Source organism: Thermosynechococcus sp. HY213, assembly GCF_031460975.1.
Taxonomy (GTDB): Bacteria; Cyanobacteriota; Cyanobacteriia; order Thermosynechococcales; family Thermosynechococcaceae; genus Thermosynechococcus.
On sequence record NZ_JAVKVB010000011.1, the window covers coordinates 392,254 to 414,676 of the forward strand.

A 22,423-nucleotide genomic window follows, 5' to 3' on the forward strand; every position below is an offset into this window, starting at 1 on the left:
CTTGGAGGTGCTCTCTTCATGTTGCAGTTGATCTATATTGTTGCCTTTACGGTCTTGGCACTACTGGCCATGGCTAATCTGATTCGCAGTTTGTTGACCCTCGGCATTGAATCACAACGCCAATTTTCACCGCCACGGGTGACCCATCCCGAACTGTTAGATAGCGATGGCCATGTGATTGATGAGCCCCTGTTGGTGATGCGCTCTCTCAGTGTGGAGGATGCCCGTGCCCAACTGGATGCGATCTACCGCGAATCCCCCAGCTACGGTGACGACGCCCGTGGAGAAACCCAAGCCTAAATTCTTAGGCTCCTATGGGCAGTTCCTGAGTCGCTGGTTTCAGGTGGATGCAACGGCGCTGGCGGAGGTCTTGGCTAGGGCACGGCAGGAGTTACCGGCGACGGAGGTCTTGCTGATTGGCAAACCTCAATCGGGGAAAAGTTCGATTGTGCGGGCAATGACGGGTGCCGATGCCAGTATTGTCGGGGCGGGGTTTCGTCCCCATACGCGGCAAACACAGCGCTATGACTATCCCACAGCTGAACTGCCACTGCTCACCTTCACGGATACAGTGGGCTTGGGGGAAACGCCAGCGCAAACGGCTGAGGTGGTGGCGGAATTGGATCACCTGTTGCAGCAAAGTCAACGGGCACGAGTGATTATTTTGACGGTCAAGGTAACGGATTTTGCGGGCGATCGCCTGCACCAAGTGGCAAAGGCACTGAAGAAGGCTCATCCAGAGATTCCCTTTATTCTGGCGATTACCTGTCTGCACGAGTTGTATCCTCCCCAGCAAGAAAACCATCCCCCCTACCCGCCAGACACTCCTGAGGTTAACTTGGCGATCGCCGGCCTGAAGGAACGCTTTGCTGACATTAGCGATCGCGTCATTCCCCTTGACTTTACGTTGGAAGAAGACGGCTACACCCCTGTTTTTTATGGCTTTGAGGCCCTTGCTACAACCCTAGAGGCAGTGCTGCCCAAAGCAGAAGCCCAACTGCTCCGCGAGCTGATCGCCCAATCCCATCTCAGTGATCAACTAGCTCCCCTCTATCGTCAGGTGGGGCGGCGCTACATTGCCCCCTTTGCAGTGATGGCAGGAACCTTGGCGGCAGTGCCTTTGCCCTTTGCCACGATGCCAGTCCTTGTGGGGGTGCAGGTGGTGATGGTGGTGCTGCTGGGGCAGTTGTACGGTCAGACCCTTTCGCCTTCCCAAGCCGCGGGCATCTTGACCACAATTGGTGGCGGATTTGTGGCGCGGTTGGTGGGGCAACAGTTGATTAAATTTATTCCAGGTTTGGGATCGGTGCTCTCTGCCTCTTGGGCGGCGGCCTATACTTGGGCCTTGGGGGAAGCCGCCTGTGTCTATTTTGGCGACGTGATGGGGGGCAAAACTCCCGATCCGCAGCGCATTCAGCAGGTACTCCAAGAAACATTGGCAACCGCACATTTACGCTTGCGCCAAAGCGAGTCCTAAATCAAGCCATCGTTTTGAGGGGCATTGGCCTTCAGGGAGCCATCTGCCTGCCAGCGCACTTCCCCGGCTTCTCCGACCACAAAATAGGGAATTTCTTTCTCCTTTAGATAGCGGGCGATCGCCGGATCAAGGGCATTGCGACTGAGAATGACACTGCGTGGCTTGACAATCTCAAAGAGGCGTGGCGTCAATTTTCGCCCCCACCACCAGAGAACCTGCGGTGGCTCCACGGGCGTCACGGCCAGCCAATCGGTTTGCGCGGCATCGCGACTGGGATCACTGACAAAGAGCCACTGACTGTTGCCCATCTCCAAGGTCAAGATAGCCGGATCCGCCCGCAGGACAGTAATTTTCACCTGACCCAGTTGAACGGGTTGCCGCAGGGGAAGCGATTGATGGGGCACCTTGAGGGTGGCCAACATTTCCCGGTAGGCAGGATCACTCTTGGCCGTTGGCACATCCGTAAACTGGCGAATTGGGGTGATCCGATGAATGTCGCGCCAGCCCTGTTGTTGACGGTACTGGCGATCGCTGGCCACCGCCCAATCAATGCGGTTAATGCCCTCTTGAGCCAAGAAAGCCGTTAGCCCTTGGGAATCCCCCCCATTGATCACCACTGTCCCCGCTGGTTGCTGAATCACCAGTGTCGGCACCTGTGTATTGGCGAGAACCGTAGCTTGAAACAGCGTGTTTTGGCGCAGAATAAAGGGCACGAGAACCAGAGTGACACCAAAGGTAAACAGCAAAAACCAGCGGCGCCGCCAGCGAGGACTCAGCCACACAAGGACAATCAGGCCGTAGAGAACAACAACTTGCAGCCAACCCAGACTCCCAAGGGCGATCGTTGCCCCCGGCCACTGGCCAATGGTTTGAATCAGCCACAGGAGGAAAGCTGTGGGGTAGTAGAGGAGCCAAGCAAGCGCCGATCCCACAGGCGGAACGAGGAGGCCGACCATTGCACTGATGAAGCCGCCAACCGTCAAGAGAACCAGGGGCAGATGGGCAAGGACATTGGCCAGCAGACCATACACCGGGAAAATACCGAAGATTGCCAAAGAGAGGGGCAGTACCCAAAGGGTGGCCGCGAGGGGCACCGCGACAAGGTTGCGCAGGGGTGTTGGCAACCAATCGAGGCGATCGCTAATCGGTTGAGCACTGACAATGAGACCCAATGTGGCCAGAAAACTTAACTGAAAGCCAATGTCCTCAATCCACAGGGGATTGTAGATCAGCATGGCAGTGGCGATCGCCAGCAGGATCACGAGGGGTTGCCCCTTTTGACCATTCACCAAAGCCACTAACCCCGCCAAGCCCATCAACACAGCGCGAATTGCTGAGGGGGCAAACCCACTCAAACAGGCAAAGAGCACCAAGACCCCAGCCCCCAAACCATAGCGCCACTGCTGTGGCAAGGGACGGGTCAACGCCAAGACAACCGCCAACAAAATCGCCGTATGAAACCCCGAGGCCGCCAGAGCATGGGATAGCCCCACGCGCCGAAAGCTGTCGCGCACCTCAAAGGGAATGGCCACCGCGCGGTTCCCCAGCACCATTGCCGAGACCACCGCACCATAGCGATCGCCCAACCCTTGGGCATGGACTTGAATAATCCGCTGCCGCAGTGCCCACAACCCCCAAGGTGATCCCTGATCCAAAATCGTGACCTTGTTGCCTGCTAAGCCGGCAAAGGTGTGCTGTAACTGAAGCTGTCGCCGAAAGTTAAAGGCACGAAAAAACTCACTGCCCCCCCCACGAGGTAGATAGAGCCGCCCCGAAATCTGGATCCGTTGGCTGGGATGTAGCTTTGCCCCTGCCGCTGCTGGCAGTGTCACATAGAGGCGGCCACTGGCTCTCCCTTGCAGCACCCCACTTTGGGCCGGTACTGGACTGAGATTGTGATAACGCTCCACCCCTAGGAAAAAGCGTCGTCGCCCAGCGCGATTAGGCAGTGGTGTGGTTTCAACACGCCCCTCGACGAGCACCGTTGACGGTAGGTTCAACCCCTCAAGACGCGGCACTAAACCGCTAATGTCATTCACCCCCGGCTGGGGGGTGCGCAGCCACACATAGGCCATTGCCAAAAGGGCAACGAGGGTCGCGATCGCAAAACTTTGACTCGAAGGCAGGCGCAGCCAAATCTTGCCGCCCCAGCGCCGCCCGCTGTAAAGCATCCCGCCTAGAGCCAAGACCCCCAGCCAGCCCCACTGAAAGAAACTGAAAACACACCCCGTAATAAAGGCGATCGCCCAGAGAATCGCATCCGCCTTAGTCATCTTGCTGAACATAGCCCTGTTGGGGTTGGCATCCAGTGGCGCTGTTTAGGAGAAAACTGAGAGAGTGCACTGCCCTCAAAGGGAGAGTTTTAGAACCAGTTTTCAGGTGACTATGTCGTGCCGACACTAAGGGGCACCCGCGTCTTTTTTTCGACCTCAATGGTCACCTTTTCAGGGCGGCAGCGCATCACCGTCACTTCCAAGCCCTCTGCTCCTTCAGCCCTCAGGTCGTCAATGTAGCCCTGCTTCTCCCTTTCTGCTTCAGCTTGGGTCAAAAAAGGGCCAAAGTAGTAGGTGCAGGGGGGTGTTTTCGTGTCTATCTTGACCCACCATGCCAGACCGATTCCATTGACGAGATCGGCGAGCCAGTTTGTAAAACCTGTATTATTATCGCTAAACATTGACGGTCATTCCTCCGAAACTTGCCAAATTGCCCCAACCAATCAATTCAATACATCTGTTGGTTTGCTCTCTATTTGTGTATAACTGATCCCCCCCTAAATGTGTATGGCGAAAATTCCAAACCATCAATTGTCATATTTATTTACATCAAGAGTCCCCACGAGGACAAGATCACTCATTCAACCCTGACGCTGAAGGTAAACGCAGTGGCGCTGGGCATGGCTCAAGGGGGTGGTAAAGGCCTGAATCTCTAGGAGTTGACTACGGTATCGCGGCAGCAGGGTTCCTAGGGTTTGGGCATCCTCTTTGCTCCACTGACCCCGGTACAGGACTAAAATGCCCCCCAACCGTAATAGGGGCAAACCGTAGGCACAACAACGACGAAGGTTTCCCACGGCTCGCATGAGCGCCAAATCATAGCGGCGGCCATGGGTTTCCGCCCGTCCCCATTCAGGGTGAATGTTCGCTAAATCAACTGTTTGCGGTAGGGATTGCAAAAACTTGACTTTCTTTTGCGTCGCTTCAAGGAGGGTCACTGACCAATCGGGGCGGGCGATCGCCACCGGTACCCCCGGAAAACCACCGCCACTGCCAATATCAATGACCTGTTGAATCTTAGTTCCCCAAGGTGTTCCCCCAGTAGGCTGAAGCCATGGCAAAATCCCCCGCAACGAATCCCAGAGGTGCTTCTCCCAGAAATCAGGGACTGCCGTAATCCGCGTCAAGTTGATCCCTTGGTTGGCTGCGAGGATTGCCCCATAGAAGCGTTGGAACTGTTCCTGCTGTTGGGGTGTGGGTTGCCACTGGAGGGTCTCCTGCCAAGGGAATGGCTCAAGCAATAACGGACTAGGACTCGCCATCACCACCACTGGGCAACTCTTTCTTTGCTGTTAGCACCTCCCACGCCGCTTTGAGTCGCTCCTCAAAATCCTTGACATGGCTAGAGACGGTATCAGCATTCGACTTCAGCTCTGCGATCGCCGTTTCAAGGGCTTTTTGTACATCTGCTGGTAGGGCTTTGATTTGAGCGGCGGCAAACCGTTGCAGAGCAGCAAGGAGAGCTTTTGCCGCTTCGGTGACCTCTTCTGGACTGACGGCTTCTGTTTCAGGTTCGGGAGTCGGGGACTCTGGTGGCGAAACTTGTTCTTCGGACATAGGGCAATGCTCCCAAGTGAGTACTCAACAACCTTAGCAATTATTTTGTGCGCCCCAGAAAAGGGCTGTACCCCTACCTTAGCAGATGCCCTTTTAGAGTGCCCTAACCCCCTAAAGATTAAAGTGAAACCCCGCCCCATTGGGCAGGGAAGATGCAAGGCGTTAGAAGCTAAATGTCGTTCGCACAACCCCCAGAAGCAGCGGCGCGTTGTTACTGTTGCTGTTGGAATTGACCACGGCAATGAGGCCAGGTGTAATTGAAATATTCCGCGAGATCGGAATACGGTACAACCCCTCGATGTGGTAGGAGTTAAAGGTTGCAGGCGGTGCACCTCCTACATTACGAACGCTAATGGTTTGTGGGGGTTGGCCGACAATCAAACCGAGAACATCGCCCTTGCGCCAGATGTCCGGTACAGCAAAGGTGGCGGCCCAGTTTAAGACTTCTGCTTCTCGCCGTGGGCCTGTGCCTTGTACCTGATAGACATTGGAGTAGCCGACCCAGCCTGCAATGTTGAATTTTTGAATGGGGCGGTAGGTAAACTGAAAGCCAAAGTTATCGGCGGCTGCATTGGGATTATTATTAATGCCGATGGGGTTGGCAGCAGAGCCGTTAAACCCACTGCTTCCTGTTCCGCCAGCAACACCGACACCAAAGGAGCGCACATAGGTAAATCCCATGGCGAGGTTCTTCGCAGGTCGCCAGTCGAGTTGGGCCAAGGCGGCATAGGCACCGCCGAAGAGACCATTGGTATTTGGTGTATTTTGATTTGGATTAGCTGCGTTCGGTGCCTGATAGCTCAGATTTAGGGTTAGGCCAGTGCCCCGCTCTTTATTTTCAAGGAGGGTATAGCGCAGTGTTAAGCCAGCCCCGCCACCGAAGCGATAGAGGGGGTTAAAGCGACCAAACCGGCTAATGGCTCCCGTTTCAGCAGACTGCAAGAGGGGGTTAAAGGTGAAGACATTCTTATCGAAGTTTCCTGCTGCGGCGTCAAAGGCAAGGAACAGGCGTTTGGTCAGAGGGGTGCGGTAGTAGAGGTCGTCGATTCGGAATTGCCCATCGGTGTTGGTGTCGTAGCCAAGACGCGCCATATTTGTGTTTGTAAGATTAGCACCGTCGTATCTGGGCATATTGGCCGCCTGAATGCGCACCCGCAGGACATCCTTGCCATAGAAGCTGGTGTCAAAGTTCAGCCGAGCGCGGTAGGTAGCAACGGGATTGTCTTCGATGGTGGGACCACGACCGGGAGCGGCAACGGCTCGGGTGCCCGTGAGGACATCGGACACATTGAAGATGACTGAAGCGCGTAGTTTAGTAGTGGTGGCAAATCGAGTCGCTTCAAGGTTAGCAACGCGGCCTTCCAGATTCGTCACCCGTCCCTTGATCACGGCTAATTCGCTACTAAACTCCTCCGCCAGCCGCTGAAGGGTGGCCAGATCTTCCTTGCTGGCAAAGCGATCGCTAATTACATCGAGGCAGGCATTCAAGGCTGCAGCCATCTCAAAGCGTGTGGCGGCACGGTTGCCGCGAAAGGTGCCATCGGGATAACCGGCAATACAGCCATATTTCTCCACCAGTGAGGCCAAGGCTTGATAGGCCCAGTCCGTGGGGCGCACATCCGAGAGTTGATTCACTGAGGTTACTTGCGGCATTGTCCGCTGCATTCCCAAAGACGGCGCGGGGGCAGGGAGTCGGGGAGCTTGAGCCTCTAAGTCCGCCACTGCTGGCACTTGTGCCACTTGCAAGGGTGATTTTACTGAATGAGTCACTTGTTGCAAGTCATCATCAAGAAATCTAGAGGCACTCACATCACTCGTATGGGGTGTGTCTTGCAACTGATTCCCAGCTAATGCCGCTGACATTCCCCAAGCAGGAGCCAAAGCTAGCCCCAGCCAGACCGCGATCGATCTCGCCATTGTTCACTCCTCAATCATGATCAAAGTATCTGCAAGCCTCAATTTATAGGATATTCAAGGGCAATCGGGCGATCGCCCCCAGCACTTCTGAACAGGCAACTCTCACCTGCCCCCTAGGAAAAGTTAGGAGTAGATTCGCAAGACGTTCATTGAGGCTGAACAGAGAAAAGCAGTTTCTTTACCTTCTGTAGTTTGAACTATTTGCAAATAAAAGTCAACTACTTCTTGCAAATTTCTCTAAATCAGTCCCAACGCTGCCACAAGCAAATCTTGATATGCTTTTTAGCAATTCCCTTGATCGCTGCTGTCATGTCCTACTCCCTCCGTGTTGCTGATCTGCCCGTCGGCGATCGCCCCCGTGAAAAGCTACTCAGCCAAGGTGCCCGCTATCTCAGTTCCGCAGAACTGTTGGCGATTTTACTGGGGACTGGTCAAGGGGCGGGCAAACTCTCAGCCGTGGGCTTAGGACAATTTATCCTCAAACAGTTGGGGGAGCGCAGTGGTAACAGTACCGATGCCGTGAGCCTTTTACGCGACATTACCCCAGAGGAATTGATGGCCATCCCTGGTGTTGGCCCCGCCAAAGCCACGACCATTCTGGCAGCTGTGGAGTTGGGGAAGCGGGTCTTTCAGTCGCGACCGGGGGAGCAAACGATCATTGACAATCCTGCCCTTGCCGCTGCTGTCCTCAGTACTGATCTCATGTGGCAACCGACGGAACGCTTTGCCGTTCTCTTGTTGGATGTGCGCCATCGCCTATTGGGGTCTCATGTGATTACGGTGGGAACCGCCACAGAAACCCTTGTCCATCCCCGCGAAGTTTTCCGTGAAGCAGTGCGTCGCAATGCGAGCCGCCTGATCATTGCCCACAACCATCCCTCAGGAAGTTTAGTCCCCAGTCAAGCGGATCTGGATTTGACAAAACAAATTCTGCAAGCGGGACAAATTATGGGCATTCCGGTGCTTGACCACTTAATTCTCGGCAATGGCGATTACCAAAGTCTGCGGGAAACAACCTCCCTATGGCAAGAGGTTCCCCAAGGGGATGGAGCTGCCTAAGGATGTTCCCAAGCTCCTCGATTTCGGGAGGCAGTGGCAGCCGTTATTCCTCGTCGTCAGGTTCGTTTTCCAGTAATGCCTTGGCTTCCAGTAACTGCTCTTTGTGGGCTTCACTAACAATTGGGTAGTGCAGGTTCAAACTCGCCAACTTTTGATAAATGAAGTGAGCCACCATGAGGCGGGCAAACCACTTGCGATTGGCGGGAATAATGTGCCACGGTGCCCATTCGGTACTGGTGTGGCGAAAGACATCGGCATAGGCGTCTCGATAGTCATCCCAGTGGGCGCGATCGCGCACGTCATCAATGGAAAATTTCCAGTTTTTTTCCGGGCGACTAATGCGCTCCAAAAAGCGTTTTTTCTGCTCTGCTTTGGAGATATTCAGGAAAAACTTGAGGATGAGAATACCATTGCGGGTTAAGTAACGTTCGTAGTGATTAATGTCCTCAAAGCGCTCTTTCCAGATGTGCTTGGTCTTGGTTTCGGGGGGAAGTTGTTGACGGTTCAGCAACTCTGGGTGCACCCGCACCACAAGAACTTCTTCGTAATAGGAGCGATTAAAAATACCAATACAGCCTCGCTCTGGCAATGCGCGGTTGGCGCGCCACAAAAAGTCATGATCCAACTCCTCGGCACTCGGTGCCTTAAAGCTATACACCTGACAGCCTTGGGGGTTAATGCCACTCATGACGTGTTTGATCGTGCTGTCTTTGCCCGCTGCATCCATCGCTTGGAAAATAATCAGCAGCGCATAGATATTCTGGGCATAGAGAACATCTTGGTAAGCGGCTAGCTTCTTAATGCCAGCGGCAAGGAGTTCTTGGGCTTCGACTTTGCTTTTGAGGCCAGCGGTATCCGCAGGATCATAGTCCTGCCAGTGAAATTTCCCCCCCACGGGAACAATGTAGCGATCGGGGTTAATTTGGTCGAGAAAATCTTGGGGAATCATGATCAGGAGGGGTTGCAGCAGAACTGTATCCTAGCCTACATTCTCTCATTGCAGAAAAATCGAAATATCCCCCTTTCGCGGCTATCTTTAACAAATTGTATAAGTCACAGGCAAAACAGAATTCTCTTTGTATGCTGTATCAGTAGGCGAGCGATCGCCCGCCATCGAATCATTTTCTGTCGTTTGCGTTTTGGACAGCCACCGTGGCTCCGATTAAACCTCACAAACTGGATCTCGATGCAAGTTACCCCTGTCCCTGTCGTCGCCAAGGGGAGTTGATGCCGATCGCCCTCACGGAAGCTTTTGGCTGTCGGCGCTGTCAGCAAATTTTTGTCGTCCGTCCCGATGGCTATTCGATTGAGCAGTTGGCCACCACCTATCCCTACAAACGCGCATGGTATTGGACAGGATTGCAGTGGAATCAGTTGCAGCGGGGCTTCTCAGAAAGCTATTGGTATTTTGCGATTGGCCTGAGCTTCTTTTTATTGATGCCTATTCTCCTCTGGCTGCCCTTACTTCTACAATTGTCCTTAAAACCTGAAGGGCTGCTATGGATTATTGCCTCCCTGCTAATTGCACTGATGCCCGCATTTTTAGTGTGGATTGCCCTCTCTCGTCGTTGAGCCACGTTCCGCTATGTTGCCCGAGCCGTTGAGGGGGGCGCGGGTCGCCAGTACACACCTCAGTCAAGCCAGCTATGCCCTGCGTCAGGAAGCTTTAGGGCAATTAATCACTGAGTTAGAAGCAGCAGAACCCCTCCTGTTGGAGCAAAATACCCTTGACCTTGAATCCAGTCGCGATTTAGCAGTGTCCCAGATTGTTCTTGGCTGGCTGCGGCTGACCCATGAGCGCCTCCACCGCATTCGGCAGTGGTTAGAGCACCTTTACCACGCGCCAGATCCGTGGCATCAGCCGTTGCCAACGCGACCCGAGCGGTTTCAGTACGCCGTTCCCTTGGGGGTGGTGGCCTTGGTCTATGAAGGGCTACCCACTTTGAGTCTGATGTTGGCCGGCATGGCCCTCAAAACGGGAAATGCCCTTGTGCTCTGGAGTGGTGAAAGTAGCCGCTATACTGCTGGGGCGATCGCCAGTCTCATCGAGGCCGCCCTCAGTAAAACCAGTCTGCCCAAAGCCACCATTCAAACCCTCTCCCTGAGTCCAACCAGTTGGCTTGCGGATCCCGTCGCTGTTGATCTCGCCCTTGTCTATGGCCGCTCCCGCTTTGTGGCCGAGCAACGCGCTGCTGCTCGCTGTCCCTTGGTCTCTCTTTCCCTTGGGAATACCTATCTGGTTTGGGATGGTTCGGTGTCGCCAGAGAGTGTCCTCAACTGTATTCAGCACAGCCACCAAGCCAATCCCGATCGCGCCCTTGCCATTGAAAAGGTCATTGTGCTCGGTAATGTCAATCCCTCCCATCTGGCATTTGTGATCAATGAACTCACCCAAGCGGGCTACAAGCAGGGGGTGGATGAGCACTTACACCGCAACTATCCTGAAATTCCCCTCGTGGACGCCAGTGAGTGGCCACTCCCCTATCTGGATCGACGCTTGGCGTGGCACTACGAAGAGGATCTCACCGCCGCAGTGCATTGGATTCACCAGTATGGCAGCGCCGCCAGTGGGATTATTGCCAGCAGCTACGAAGACTGCCGTGCCTTTTATCAGCAGGTGCAAACTCCCCTGGTTTTTGTCAATCGTCCCCCCCAACTAGAGCGCTTGGATGCCTTGGCCATTGGTGCTGCTGCAAGGGGTTGCCAGCGGGGACTCTTTGGCCTTGGGCAATTACTCAGCACCAAGCAGGTCTATCTGTAGGGAAATTTTAGCTGGAACTGACAGGGACAGGCGTGAGCCAATCGCCACTGCCATTGGTTTCCACTTCCGTGAGCCAGCGTTGATAATCGGCGACAAGGTGTTGACTGAGGCGTTGTTTAATCGTTAACAGAACGCTCTTGAGTAAGCCATTGCCGGTGGCTTCGAGAATCGGGCGCGGTGTGAGATCCAAAGGCGGCGGAATATCCACGCCCACCTGCAAGTCAGCTAGACCAATCAAATCCGTGCCGTTTGCCGTTGCTTGGGGAGACAAATAGCCTTGGAGCGCAAGGTGAAAGCGGCGATTAATGTAGTCCACGCCGCGAATTTCACAGCCGAGGGAGCGCAATTGTAAAGAGCCATCGCTATTAGCATGGACAGCCAGATCCACCGTGGGCTGCAAGCTGACCATGAGAAAGTTAAGGGGACGCATCTTGAGGCGAAAGCGATCGCTACCCAAAAATTCCACCCGTGTTGGGTCAGTCAGGGCATACACCAGCCGCTGGGGTTGGCGCAGGTAGTGCTGCAGAAGGGCCGTGGGCGTTGCAATACTGAGGCGCACAGATTGGCTGGCCTTAAATTCTAAGTACATAGCACACCTAGCGAACGTTGTTTCTAATGTAACGAATTATTAAGAAGATTGGTAAACGGTAAACCGAACTCCCTAATCTGCCCAGCGGGTTTGCCGTCCCAGCCAAATGACCGGAATGAGACCGACGACCACCAAGGCCAAAGCACTTAAGGCGGCTTCGGGAAGTCGCTCATCAGAGGCAAAGCGGTAAACCTGTATGGCTAGGGTATCAAAGTTAAAGGGGCGAATCACCAATGTGGCCGGCAATTCCTTCATCACATCGACAAAGACCATCAGGGCAGCGGTAAAAAGGCCGGGCACCATCAGCGGCAAGTGAACCGTGCGCAGAATATTCCAGGGCGATCGCCCCAATGTCCGCGCCACCTCATCCAAGGACGGACGAATCTTCACTAGGCTGGCCTCCACACTGCCCAAGGAAACCGCCAAAAAGCGTACCAAGTAGGCATAGATCAGTGCGGTGATGGTGCCACTGAGAATCAAGCCCACTTCCACCCCCCACAGGTGCTCAGTGACATCATTAATGATGTTATCTAGCCACCCCAAGGGCATGAGAATCCCCACCGCAATCACCGTACCGGGAATGGCATAGCCCATCGCCGCAATCTGTGTTCCCCAACGCACCCAAACCGTTGGCAGCAAGCGATGCCCATAGGCCAAGAGCAGGGCAATGCCCACCGCCAAAACCGCAGAGAGGGTGGCCAAAATCAAGCTGTGGCTGGCGTGTTCTAAAAATTCACGGCTGAGGTGCAGTTGTTGGTAGCTGATGGCCAAGTAGAGGAGCAACCCGCCGGGGAGTAGAAGACCAAAGAACACCGGTAGGGCACAGGCCAGCCAAGCCAAAGCCGCTCGCCAGCCTTTGAGCACGTAGGGAATGGGGCGATCGCTCCCGCGATTGTAATAGCGTGCCTTGCCCCGAGACCATTTCTCCACGAGCAGCAGGGCAAAAACAATCACCACCAAAACAGCTGCCAACTGAGCTGAGGCCACGCGATTGCCCATGCCAAACCATGTGCGATAGATGCCTGTGGTAAAGGTATCCACGCCAAAGTACTGCACAGTACCAAAATCATTCAGGGTTTCCATGAGCGCTAGGCTGGTGCCGGCAGCAATGGCTGGCCGAGCAAGGGGCAACGCCACCGTCCAAAAACTGCGCCAAGGCCCACAGCCAAGGGAACGACTGGCCTCTAAGCTACAGGTGGCCTGCTCCAAAAAGGCTACCCGCGCCAAGAGAAAGACATAGGGATAGAGAACGAGGGTGAGCATGGCGATCGCCCCGCCAAGGGAGCGGATATTGGGAAACCAATAGTCACCGTAGCCCCAGCCCGTTAGTTCCCGTAGCCATGCCTGAATCGAACCTTCAAAGGCAAAAAACTCCGTATAGGTATAGGCCAAAACATAGGCGGGTGCTGCCAAGGGGGTTAACAGTAGCCATTGCCACCAGCGCACCCCCCAAAACTGACAGTTGGTGACCAGCCAAGCAGTACTGACACCAATGACAATCACCCCTGCTCCCACCCCCAACATTAGCCAGAGGGAGTTGAGTAAATAGTCGGGTAAAACGGTTGTGGCCAAATGATGCCAAGTGTCACCCGTATTCACAAAGAGTTGACTGAGAATGACCAAAATCGGTATCGCAATGACCACTGCAATCAGTGACACCACTAACTCCCAAGGTTTGAGCTGCACCAACTGCGGCATTCTCATGGATTTCAACATCGGGCAACCTCCCAAAATAGGTACTAACGTTGTGGGCAAGAGGTAGAGAGGACTCAAAGAATGGTCAAACTAAAGTCTAGCCAAGGGGATCGCGTGATTATCGCACTCGTAGAAATGTAGTCCACCCCTGTCAAGGCCACTGCTCGCAAGGTTTCTAGGGTGATATTGCCAGAGGCCTCAATTTTAGTGTGGGGGGCTGCGGCGCGGATCATCGCCACGGCTTGGGTCATCTCTGGAATCGGCATATTGTCAAGCATGATCACCTCTACCCCCAAGGAGAGGGCTTCGCGCACCTGCTCTAGGCTCTCAGTTTCCACCTCAATGGCCAAGGGAAAGGGACTGGATTGGCGGACTTGTTCAACCGCAGCCGTGATGCCCCCCGCTGCCACAATGTGGTTATCCTTAATCATAATTGCATCGTCAAGGCCAAAGCGATGGTTGACACCGCCCCCCACCGCCACTGCATATTTTTCTAACAGGCGCAGTCCGGGCGTTGTTTTGCGGGTATCGACGAGTTGCGTTGGCAAGTCAGCAATTTGCTGGGCGTAGGTACGGGTGAGGGTGGCAATGCCACTGAGGCGCATCAGGCAATTGAGAGCCAGCCGTTCACCTAGGAGTAAGGTTTCTAGGGGAGCTTCAATGCGAGCAACAATTGTCGGCGCCTCACAAAGGGTGCCCTCGGCCTGCTCGTAGGTAAACACTACTGCTGCTGTCAGGCGTTGGAACACCCGCTCCACAATGGGCAGACCGGCAATCACTCCCTGACTTTTGAGACGAATATGGGCTTTTCCTTGGCGATCTTGGAGATGCAGGGCTTGGGTGGTGCGATCGCCCCGCCCGATGTCCTCCTGTAACCATTGATCCAAGAGGGGATCTAGGACACACCACGGCGGCAAATAGGCAGACCCCCTAGGACTCATTGGAGAGCGTCACCAATGTCTGTAACTTGTCCCATGCGGCGCCACTGGCCAGAATCGCCTTTGCCCGATCCACCCCTTCCCACCAATCTTGAACGACTGCTGCCACGTAGAGAGCTAAGGCGGCATTGAGCGCCACCACATCCTGCTGAGCCGTTGTGCCTTTGCCCTGCAGAACTTGGGTAAGAATCTCGGCATTGGTCTGGACATCTCCTCCAGCCAGATCCCTCAGGGGGGCACTGGCGAGTCCCAAGGCTTGGGGATCAAGGACTTCTTGGCGCAGCGATTCCTCAGGGCTACTAAACATGACAAGATCGGTCATATTGCCGAGGGTGGCTTCATCCACTCCTTCGCGACCATAGAGGACAATCCCGCGTTGGCGTCCGAGACGTTGGAGGGCGCCGGCCATGGCTTCAAGATAGCGATCGCTAAAGACACCAATCACCTGCCCTGTGGGGTGGAGCGGATTCACCAAAGGACCGAGGAGATTAAAGACGGTGCGAATTTTCAGGGTACGGCGCAGGGGAGCCACGGCTTTCATGGCGGGATGCCAACCGGGGGCAAAGAGAAACGTAATCCCCACTTCCTTGAGCAAAAAGGCGGGATCGCTGTGAGCAAGATTGATCCCAAGGCACTCAAGGACATCCGCTGAACCGACGCGGCTAGAGACGGAACGATTGCCGTGCTTAGCCACTTTGACACCGGCTGCTGCGACAACAAAGGCAACCGCTGTGGAGATATTAAAGGTACCCGCGCGATCGCCCCCGGTGCCGCAGGTATCAATGAGGGGTTCGGCTAAATTTAGCGGTGCAGCGGCGGACTGCGCCAGCAATACCTTGGCCATACCCGTGAGTTCCTCAACCGTCAGCCCCTTGAACTGTAATGCCGTGAGAATGGCACCGGCGAGGGCATCGGGAATTTCTGCTGCCAGCCATCCTTGCATTAACTGGGTGGCCTGCTCTTGCGTCAGGGCTTGGCGATCGAGGAGTTGTTGGAGCAGGTCAGACCACATTGAACCTTAATTGAACCTTGGAGGAGACGAATCGAGGGTTAATTGAGTTGTTGCTGGCGCTGGCGTGCCTGCCAATAGTGCATCGGTAAGCAAAGCAGCGAAGAGGTGGTGAGCAAAAAGGCCAAGAGTGCGGTGATTTTGCACATTTGACCTAAATCAGTGCCTTCTAATGGTACAGCGATTTGCAGACCCCGCGCACCACAATAGACGAGCCAATAGACAAAGATCATGCGCCAGAGGGTTTCACCATAGGCCTCTTGGGGGGAATACTCCCGCAGGGGACATTGTTTTTCCTCTTGATAAGCTGTGTACAAGAGCCAGCTTAAGCCACTCAGGGCGGCGATCGCTGAAACAATTAAGGTTCCCACTGACCAAGAAGCAGCCACTGTCATTGTCCTTTTGCACTCCCTATCATCAGCACATCGTTCCTCAGTCTAGGGGAGTCATTTGCAAGGGATGACAATTGCTAACAATTTGAAATTTTTACATCAACATAATTTACAAATGCTCTCTAGGTTCAGGTGAGCCATCACGGCTTCTGTAAGTTGATCCAGTACAACAGTCCGTTGCTCGGCATAGTGGGGAATGGCTGTGGGTAGGGGGGGTAATTGCCGGCGCGATCGCAACCCATTTAGCCAATGGCGACGCCAAGCACCATTTTCCAATAGCCCATGCAGGTAGGTGCCCCAAAGCGTGCCCGCCGTGTTAACAAGGCCGAGTTCTGAGGCAGAAAAAAGGGGCTGCCAACCGTTGAGATCGCCTGTGTATTCACTTTGGCCTTGGTGAATTTCATAGCCCACGATCGGCTCAGGACCGGGGAAATAAATGGATTGGGTTTGTTGTTGCTGGGTACATTTGCTTACCCCCAATTGCGTGTGCAGCGGCATGAGTCCCAGTCCTTTATAGGTGCCGGGGCAGCCCTCTAAGCCCAGAGGATCGCTGATGGTGGTACCCAAAATCTGCCACCCACCGCAAATACCGAGAATGGTTCCCCCTTGGGCAGCGTAGGCTTGTAGTTGCGCTGCCATCCCCGTTTGCTGTAGGACGTGGAGATCAGCAATCGTCGTTTTCGTCCCCGGCAGGATCACGGCATCGGGTTGCCCCAAGGGACGATGGGGGGGTAGAAACTCAAGGGAGACACTGGGTTCCGCCAGCAGGGGATCGACATCGGTGAAGTTGGCAATACGCGGTAGTCGAATGACTGTAATTTTCAAGTCTGCCCCTTGGCGTTGGGGACGCGGATCCCATAGATCAAGGGAATCTTCGGCAGCGTAGTGGCGCTCGAGCCAGGGAATCACCCCTAACACCGGTACTCCTGTGGTCTCCTCTAGCCATTGCACACCACTGTCAAGGAGCGATCGCTGGCCACGAAATTTATTAATGACAATCCCCTGAATGAGCGATCGCTCAGCAGGATCAAGAAGCATCAATGTCCCGACAATGTGGGCAAAGACGCCCCCCCGATCAATATCCGCCACAAGGATCGTCGGTGCCCCAAGATACGTCGCCACCCGCATATTGGTGAGATCGCGGTGCTTGAGATTAATTTCTGCGGGTGACCCTGCACCTTCACACACAATCCAGTCAAAGCGTTGTCGCAGATCCGCCAAGGCCTCGGTAATCGCCTGCCAACCCCGCTCAAAATAGTCCCGATAGTAGTCTGCTGCTTGGGTGACCCCCGCCACCTGCCCCTTGAGAATCACTTGGGAGGTCATGTTGCCTTGGGGCTTGAGGAGAATCGGGTTCATCGCCACTTCGGGTTCTATCCCTGCCGCCCAGGCCTGCATTGCTTGGGCATAGCCAATTTCACCGCCCTCACGGGTGACGTAAGCATTCAAGGCCATATTCTGTCCCTTAAAGGGAGTGACACGGTAGCCCTGCTGCGCCAGCCAACGACAAATCACCGCTGTGAGGAGAGATTTACCGGCATGGGAGCTGGTGCCCACCACCATCAGGGATTTAGCATTCATGGTCGAGTTGATCATTACTTCGCTGCCTGTGGGACCTTTTCCAACAGTTCCGGGGCTAGGGATTGAGTCAGGTTCAGGCCATGGGTGGGCGAACTCAAGGCCATTGCTGCGGCCGGTGTCAGCCATTGCCGTGCCTGTTCATCCCCTAGAAGGTGCAAGCGTAAAAAGGCTAAGCTTAATCCTCGCAGATAGGTGCGCGATCGCGGGGGCATGGCACCGACAAGGGACTGGGGCACAGGCAGCACCGGTTCATTTTGACCCGCCTCACCAATGGTTGAGAAATGGGTGGCATCGTCTATCAACACCAAGTAGCGATCGGGCGTCGTCAGCCATGTAAAGGGATAAATTTGCTCCTCGACCGCTGGGGCGATCGGATCGTCACTGGCAGCCACAAACATAACGGGAATTTTCAACTGCCTCAAGGATTCAGGACTAAAGACAGCACTGGTAATCGGGTTAACAGCAATCACCGCTTGCACACGGGGATCCTGTAGGGAATAGACCTTTGGTGGTAATGCTTGCGCTTGGCATTGGAGCAGCAGTGACACATTAAACGAGTCGAGAACACTTCTTGTGCAATGTCGCCGCAGTTGTTGAAAATCCAACGGTGCCCCCGCGAGGGCGAGAGCCGTGTAGCCGCCAAAGGACTGACCAATCATTGCCACCCGCTCCAAATCTAGCCGCCCTGCCCAAGGATAGAGTTGCTCAGGAAATGTCCCTAAACGATTGAGGACAAACGTGACATCGAGGGGGCGATCCAGAAATTCTTGAGCCGCCACCCTAGGAGTGACATGGCCTATGGCAAAGGACAGCAACTGACGGGTGGAGCTGCCCACATGCTCTAGGGCAATGACGGCAAACCCATGGGAGGCCAGATGTTGACACAAATAGCGATAACTGTAGCGATTGGCTCCCAATCCATGGGAAATGATGACCACTGAAACCCGCTGTCCCGCAGGAACGATGGGTAGATAGAGATCCGCTGCAATGGGGCGGGAATGTCCCGTCAACTGCAACCGCCGAGGCGATGCATCCACTGCTGTCCAAGGCATCTCTAGCCACCGCCAAGGCCCCGGTTGGGGCAGTGATTGCACACTGGCAGGAATAGATTCTGGCTGATTTGCGATCGCCTGTTGACGAACAACATCCAGAATTGTCTCTGTTTCGCGGATTGTATGCTGGAAGTTTTTGAGAATCGCGAGTCCTTCCTTGAGATCAAAGCGGATACTGGGGGAGGGGTAATGGCGCATCACACTCAACGCGGTCAGACCCTTGGGATCAGTGGCAGCGAGAATCAGGGCGGATCGCAGGGCACGGGCGTTTTCTTGGCGGCTTTGGGTTTCGAGAATTCGGCCCGCTTGCACCATCAATTCTTGACCAAGGGGGGAATACAGGAGTTGGGCAACAGCCACCGGCGAGAGGCGCAGCCGTTCTTGTAAGGCCAACCGCAATTGCTGCTGATGCACAGGCGGCAATAACCGTAAATAGCTGGCGAGTTCTGGGGAGGCTTGGCCAGTGGTAGCAAAGCGTTCTAAATCAGCAATGGGGAGCGATCGCTCGAAGGGGCCATAGCGAAAAATAATCCGTTCTGCTGCCGTTGCCGACAGCCCCCTTGATCCCACCAAAAAGATGCTGAGACCCGCCACAACACTGAAGGGGGGCAAGAGAAACCACTTAAGGGAGAGAGTGTTCACAGCGAGGAGTCACGCAACACCACTAGATCAAGAAATTTAGAAAAGTAGTGGGAACAGCGCTCAGCGCAAAAATTCTATAGGTACTTTCCAGTATAGAGATAGCCCTTTGCTAATATGCCTGCTGCTGACATCATGCCCGCGCCACTTTGGAACTGCTAGGGTGCTGTCCTCGTCTTGAAAACTACTCAGGTTGTGAGCCAGCGCAATACCAGTACGTGATGGACATCATCACCATCTCGTTGGCGCTATCACCCCGCAGCCCACACCCAACTCCTATGGTAGTAGTGTGGCAGGTAGGGAAATGACCAAAGATTAACGATAGGCCCCCCTAACACTTCCCGCTACCGCTTTTCATTAAGGATCTTGACCTATGAAACGCCCTATTTTCACGTCACTGCGATATTTCGTTCCTTGGAGCTTGGCCGTACTCATCCTCAATGCGGGTCTGAGTTGGGCGGGATTTACGCCCCCCAAAAACCTATCCCGGCCGGGGAATCGGGAGGGGGCAGCCACCCGCGGCGTCTGTAGAGTGCAAACAGCGGCGAACGAACCGGATTTAATCGCCCTAGTACCAGCAAGTAATATTGGTTTAACGGCAGTTAATCGCCCCACGTTTTACTGGTATTTACCCGCCAATAATTACCAAGCTCTTGAGTTTGCCCTCTTTCAGAACCTTGCCGACGGGACGCAGGTGCAAATTTACAAGCAGCAGTTTCCGATGGCCAATCGCCCGCGCCTAGACAGTATTACGTTGGCGGGTGACGTACCGCCCCTACAGGAGGGGGTGGACTACCGCTGGACGGTGAGTCTCATTTGCAATCCCCGAGATCCTGATCCATCACAGATTCGCTTTGTGGAAGGCTGGGTACGGCGGGTAACACTACCAAGGATCCCGAACAAGCAACTGCCCCAGGTCAGTCCTGTAGAACGCTATAACCTGCTGGCTAGCCATGGCCTGTGGTACGATGCCCTCGAGACATTGGTCAAACTGCGGCAGCAACAGCCAACTGACCCCAAGGTGAATGCCCTGTGGACAGAGTTAATGACCGCTGAGGAGGTTGGCCTCGATCGCCTGAGCAATTTGGCGATCGCCCACCGCAGCCGGCGCAATTTACGGTAACTTAGACAGGGCGGTGGAGGGGGGCAACTGTACCTTGGAGGCAAGCCCCAGTCCTTGGAGTGTGCGAATCACCCACCAAGTGGGATCCACTTCCCACCAGTACCAGCCGGCCTTGGCCACGTGGGGATAGGCATGGTGGTTATTGTGCCAACCTTCGCCGTAGGTGAGGAGGGCTGCCCACCAAAGATTGCGAGAGTTATCATCGGTCTCAAAGCGACGATAGCCCCACTTGTGGGTGGCGGAGTTAATCAACCACGTGCTGTGCCAGAGGAAGACCGCCCGCACAAACATCCCCCACAGCAGCCATGACCAACCCCCAAGGCCATAGAGGAGCAAAGCAAGGGGCACTTGCAGCAGCAAAAAGTAGCGATCCAGCCAGCGGTAAAAGGGATGCCGCACCAAGTCTGGGGCAAAGCGGGCATACTCCTCAGCCTCAAAAAATTGGTGATGGGGATAGACCAGCCAGAGCATATGGCTCCACCAAAAGCCCCGCCGCGCTGAGTAAGGATCTTTGACTTCATCTTCGGTGTGGGCATGGTGCAAGCGGTGACCGGCCACCCAAAAAATGGGACCTCCCTGCATGGCCAAGGCACCCAAAACAGCAATGATGTATTCCAACCACTGGGGCACTTGAAAACTGCGGTGACTCAGGAGGCGATGGTATCCCAAGCAAATGCCGATGCTGCCAAAGAGCCAGTGGAGAAAGATGGTGACCGCCAAGGCTGACCAAGAAAAAAAGAAGAGAGCAACCGCGGCCAAGACATGAACCGTCGTTAAAAAAAGCACAAAGGCCCAATTGAGGCGGGCAGTTTCAGGTTGGAGTTCTAGGGATGATGACATGGGCACTCCTCAACACCGTGTGCAGATTTAGACGCAAGTTGAAATCAAGTTGTAATCTAGAGAATCTGAGCCACCAAGACAATCCTCAGGGCAATCCTCGGCTGAGCCTAAATGGCCTTAGAAAATGTCTTACCAGATTTGTGTTGCAGGTAGGTATCAAAGACGGCAGCCACATTGCGGATGAGGAGTCGGCCTACGGGGGTGACCTCTAGGCGATCGCGCCCTAAATGAATCAGGCCATCGGCAGCCAAGTCCTGGAGTGCGGCCAACTCTGGAGCAAAGTAGGCATCAAAGTCCAGCTGGAACTGGCGAGCGATCGCCCCCTTGTCCAAGGTAAATTGGCACATCAGTGCCATGATGATGGTGCGGCGCAGCAGATCCTCAGGGCGCAGTTGAATCCCGCGTTCTGTAGCCAATTGCCCCGCCGCAATGTCACTAAAGTAGGTGGCTAGATGCTTCTGATTTTGGGCATAGGCCTCCTGCAACATGCTAATTGAGGTCAGACCAAAGCCAATCAAATCTGCAGGGGGCAGGATCGTATAGCCCTGAAAGTTGCGTTTGAGCGTTCCTGCTGCTTGGGCGATCGCCAGCTCATCCGTGGGCTTGGCAAAGTGATCCATGCCAATGTACTGATAACCTTGGCTAGTTAGCGTTTCAATGACCCGCTGCAAAATGGCCAGTTTGGTCGTGCCATCGGGTAGGGTAGCAGGGTCAATTCGCTTTTGGATGGGTTTCAAATTGGGAAGATAGGCAAAGTTAAAGACCGCAATGCGATCGGGGTCAAGGCGCACTGTTTTGGCAATTGTGGTTTCAAAAGATTGCACCGTTTGAAAAGGCAGGCCGTAGATCAGGTCAATGTTGACACTCTCAAACTCAGCAGCGCGGATCCACTCCATCACTTGAAAGAGCCACGCCTCCGGCTGCACCCGATTGACAGCCAGCTGAACTTGAGGATCAAAGTCTTGCACACCAAAGCTAATGCGGTTGAAGCCCAGATCGCGCAAGCGAAAGAGATACTCGCGGTCGATATAGCGGGGATTGACCTCAATGGAAATTTCGGCATCGTTGGCAAATTCAAAGTGGTGGGTGAGCGTCCGCCACAGGGATTCCACTTGGTCAATGGTGAGATAGTTGGGGGTACCGCCGCCCCAATGCATTTGAATCACTGGACGAGTGCGATCCAGCCGTGCCGCCACTTGGGCAATTTCCTCTGCTAAGGCATCCAAGTAGGTTTTGGCAATCGTTTGGCTTTGGGTGACGATGACATTGCAGCCGCAAAAATAGCAGGCGGTTTGGCAAAAGGGAATATGCACGTATAGGGACAGAGGCAGATGCCCTGCGTTACTCCGCAGCAGTTCCCGCTGGAAACAATGGCTATCAAAGTCAGCAGTAAACTCGGCAGCCGTGGGATAGCTGGTATAGCGGGGCAAGGGGCGATCGTATTTTTGCAGCAATGCCCCATCAAATTGAATTGGCTGAACCACACTCATGGATGTTTGCAAGCTCCTAACAAGATCAACA

General features: G+C 54.5%; 21 protein-coding genes. 6 read left to right on the plus strand and 15 right to left on the minus strand.

Translation table 11 applies throughout. The annotated features are described in order from the left end of the window. The first annotated feature begins 18 nt into the window (after positions 1-18). Positions 19-300, plus strand: a complete 282-nt coding sequence (locus RHK62_RS07415; protein ID WP_149819439.1) for a DUF2973 domain-containing protein — start codon at positions 19-21, stop codon at positions 298-300. Further along, positions 269-1,477 (plus strand): GTPase family protein, encoded by a 1,209-nt coding sequence (locus RHK62_RS07420; protein ID WP_225901573.1) that lies wholly within the window; start codon positions 269-271, stop codon positions 1,475-1,477. Before RHK62_RS07415 ends, RHK62_RS07420 begins: the two co-directional genes overlap by 32 nt. On the opposite strand, the gene RHK62_RS07425 is transcribed toward RHK62_RS07420, so the two are convergent. The 5 genes from RHK62_RS07425 to RHK62_RS07445 form a co-directional block, all read right to left on the minus strand. Beyond that, positions 1,474-3,750: a ComEC/Rec2 family competence protein gene (locus RHK62_RS07425; RefSeq protein ID WP_310453510.1), complete on the minus strand. Its 2,277-nt coding sequence runs from the start codon at positions 3,748-3,750 to the stop codon at positions 1,474-1,476. The two genes, RHK62_RS07420 and RHK62_RS07425, sit on opposite strands and share 4 nt — an antisense overlap. A 110-nt stretch (positions 3,751-3,860) precedes the next feature. After that, positions 3,861-4,151 (minus strand): DUF1816 domain-containing protein, encoded by a 291-nt coding sequence (locus tag RHK62_RS07430; protein WP_206200206.1) that lies wholly within the window; start codon positions 4,149-4,151, stop codon positions 3,861-3,863. A gap of 180 nt (positions 4,152-4,331) precedes the next feature. After that, a complete protein-coding gene (gene rsmG, locus RHK62_RS07435; protein WP_255521457.1) occupies positions 4,332-5,012 on the minus strand; it encodes a 16S rRNA (guanine(527)-N(7))-methyltransferase RsmG in 681 nt (226 codons plus the stop codon). Beyond that, positions 4,999-5,307, minus strand: coding sequence for a hypothetical protein (locus RHK62_RS07440; protein ID WP_206200207.1), 309 nt, complete (start codon positions 5,305-5,307; stop codon positions 4,999-5,001). Before RHK62_RS07440 ends, rsmG begins: the two co-directional genes overlap by 14 nt. A 162-nt stretch (positions 5,308-5,469) precedes the next feature. Continuing rightward, positions 5,470-7,224 (minus strand): iron uptake porin, encoded by a 1,755-nt coding sequence (locus tag RHK62_RS07445; protein ID WP_310453511.1) that lies wholly within the window; start codon positions 7,222-7,224, stop codon positions 5,470-5,472. A 309-nt stretch (positions 7,225-7,533) separates the two neighbouring features. Here RHK62_RS07445 and radC point away from each other — a divergent pair, with 309 nt between their 5' ends. Beyond that, complete coding sequence (radC, locus tag RHK62_RS07450; RefSeq protein ID WP_206200208.1) at positions 7,534-8,283, plus strand: DNA repair protein RadC; 750 nt, start codon at positions 7,534-7,536, stop codon at positions 8,281-8,283. A 43-nt stretch (positions 8,284-8,326) separates the two neighbouring features. Here the strand turns inward: radC and RHK62_RS07455 are convergent, their stop codons facing one another. Beyond that, positions 8,327-9,232, minus strand: a complete 906-nt coding sequence (locus RHK62_RS07455; RefSeq protein ID WP_206200209.1) for a polyphosphate kinase 2 family protein — start codon at positions 9,230-9,232, stop codon at positions 8,327-8,329. 203 nt (positions 9,233-9,435) lie between these two features. Between RHK62_RS07455 and RHK62_RS07460 the strand changes: the two genes are divergently transcribed. Together RHK62_RS07460 and RHK62_RS07465 are read left to right on the plus strand one after the other, a co-directional pair. Beyond that, complete coding sequence (locus tag RHK62_RS07460) at positions 9,436-9,855, plus strand: hypothetical protein (protein ID WP_286625107.1); 420 nt, start codon at positions 9,436-9,438, stop codon at positions 9,853-9,855. A 13-nt stretch (positions 9,856-9,868) separates the two neighbouring features. Beyond that, positions 9,869-11,044 carry a hypothetical protein gene (locus RHK62_RS07465; protein ID WP_310453512.1) on the plus strand — a complete coding sequence of 392 codons (1,176 nt, stop codon included), beginning with the start codon at positions 9,869-9,871 and terminating at the stop codon, positions 11,042-11,044. Between the two features lie 7 nt (positions 11,045-11,051). On the opposite strand, the gene RHK62_RS07470 is transcribed toward RHK62_RS07465, so the two are convergent. The 7 genes from RHK62_RS07470 to RHK62_RS07500 form a co-directional block, all read right to left on the minus strand. After that, positions 11,052-11,633 (minus strand): DUF1997 domain-containing protein, encoded by a 582-nt coding sequence (locus RHK62_RS07470; RefSeq protein ID WP_206200212.1) that lies wholly within the window; start codon positions 11,631-11,633, stop codon positions 11,052-11,054. 72 nt (positions 11,634-11,705) lie between these two features. Further along, positions 11,706-13,349, minus strand: a complete 1,644-nt coding sequence (locus tag RHK62_RS07475; RefSeq protein WP_302677552.1) for an iron ABC transporter permease — start codon at positions 13,347-13,349, stop codon at positions 11,706-11,708. 53 nt (positions 13,350-13,402) lie between these two features. Continuing rightward, complete coding sequence (gene nadC, locus RHK62_RS07480; RefSeq protein ID WP_206200214.1) at positions 13,403-14,269, minus strand: carboxylating nicotinate-nucleotide diphosphorylase; 867 nt, start codon at positions 14,267-14,269, stop codon at positions 13,403-13,405. Next, positions 14,259-15,278, minus strand: a complete 1,020-nt coding sequence (trpD, locus tag RHK62_RS07485; protein WP_302678320.1) for an anthranilate phosphoribosyltransferase — start codon at positions 15,276-15,278, stop codon at positions 14,259-14,261. Before trpD ends, nadC begins: the two co-directional genes overlap by 11 nt. A 38-nt stretch (positions 15,279-15,316) precedes the next feature. Next, a complete protein-coding gene (locus RHK62_RS07490) occupies positions 15,317-15,670 on the minus strand; it encodes a hypothetical protein (protein WP_310453513.1) in 354 nt (117 codons plus the stop codon). A gap of 96 nt (positions 15,671-15,766) precedes the next feature. Then, a complete protein-coding gene (locus RHK62_RS07495) occupies positions 15,767-17,248 on the minus strand; it encodes a cobyric acid synthase (protein ID WP_310453527.1) in 1,482 nt (493 codons plus the stop codon). A 14-nt stretch (positions 17,249-17,262) separates the two neighbouring features. Continuing rightward, the gene (locus RHK62_RS07500; RefSeq protein ID WP_206200218.1) at positions 17,263-18,942 is read right to left on the minus strand and encodes an alpha/beta hydrolase; all 1,680 of its coding nucleotides are present in this window, start codon (positions 18,940-18,942) and stop codon (positions 17,263-17,265) included. Between the two features lie 370 nt (positions 18,943-19,312). Here RHK62_RS07500 and RHK62_RS07505 point away from each other — a divergent pair, with 370 nt between their 5' ends. Next, complete coding sequence (locus RHK62_RS07505) at positions 19,313-20,062, plus strand: DUF928 domain-containing protein (protein ID WP_206200219.1); 750 nt, start codon at positions 19,313-19,315, stop codon at positions 20,060-20,062. Here the strand turns inward: RHK62_RS07505 and RHK62_RS07510 are convergent. Together RHK62_RS07510 and hemN are read right to left on the minus strand one after the other, a co-directional pair. Next, positions 20,054-20,902, minus strand: a complete 849-nt coding sequence (locus tag RHK62_RS07510; RefSeq protein ID WP_310453514.1) for a fatty acid desaturase — start codon at positions 20,900-20,902, stop codon at positions 20,054-20,056. The two genes, RHK62_RS07505 and RHK62_RS07510, sit on opposite strands and share 9 nt — an antisense overlap. Before the next feature lie 107 nt (positions 20,903-21,009). Then, the gene (hemN, locus tag RHK62_RS07515; RefSeq protein WP_302678321.1) at positions 21,010-22,392 is read right to left on the minus strand and encodes an oxygen-independent coproporphyrinogen III oxidase; all 1,383 of its coding nucleotides are present in this window, start codon (positions 22,390-22,392) and stop codon (positions 21,010-21,012) included. Positions 22,393-22,423: the final 31 nt, after the last annotated feature.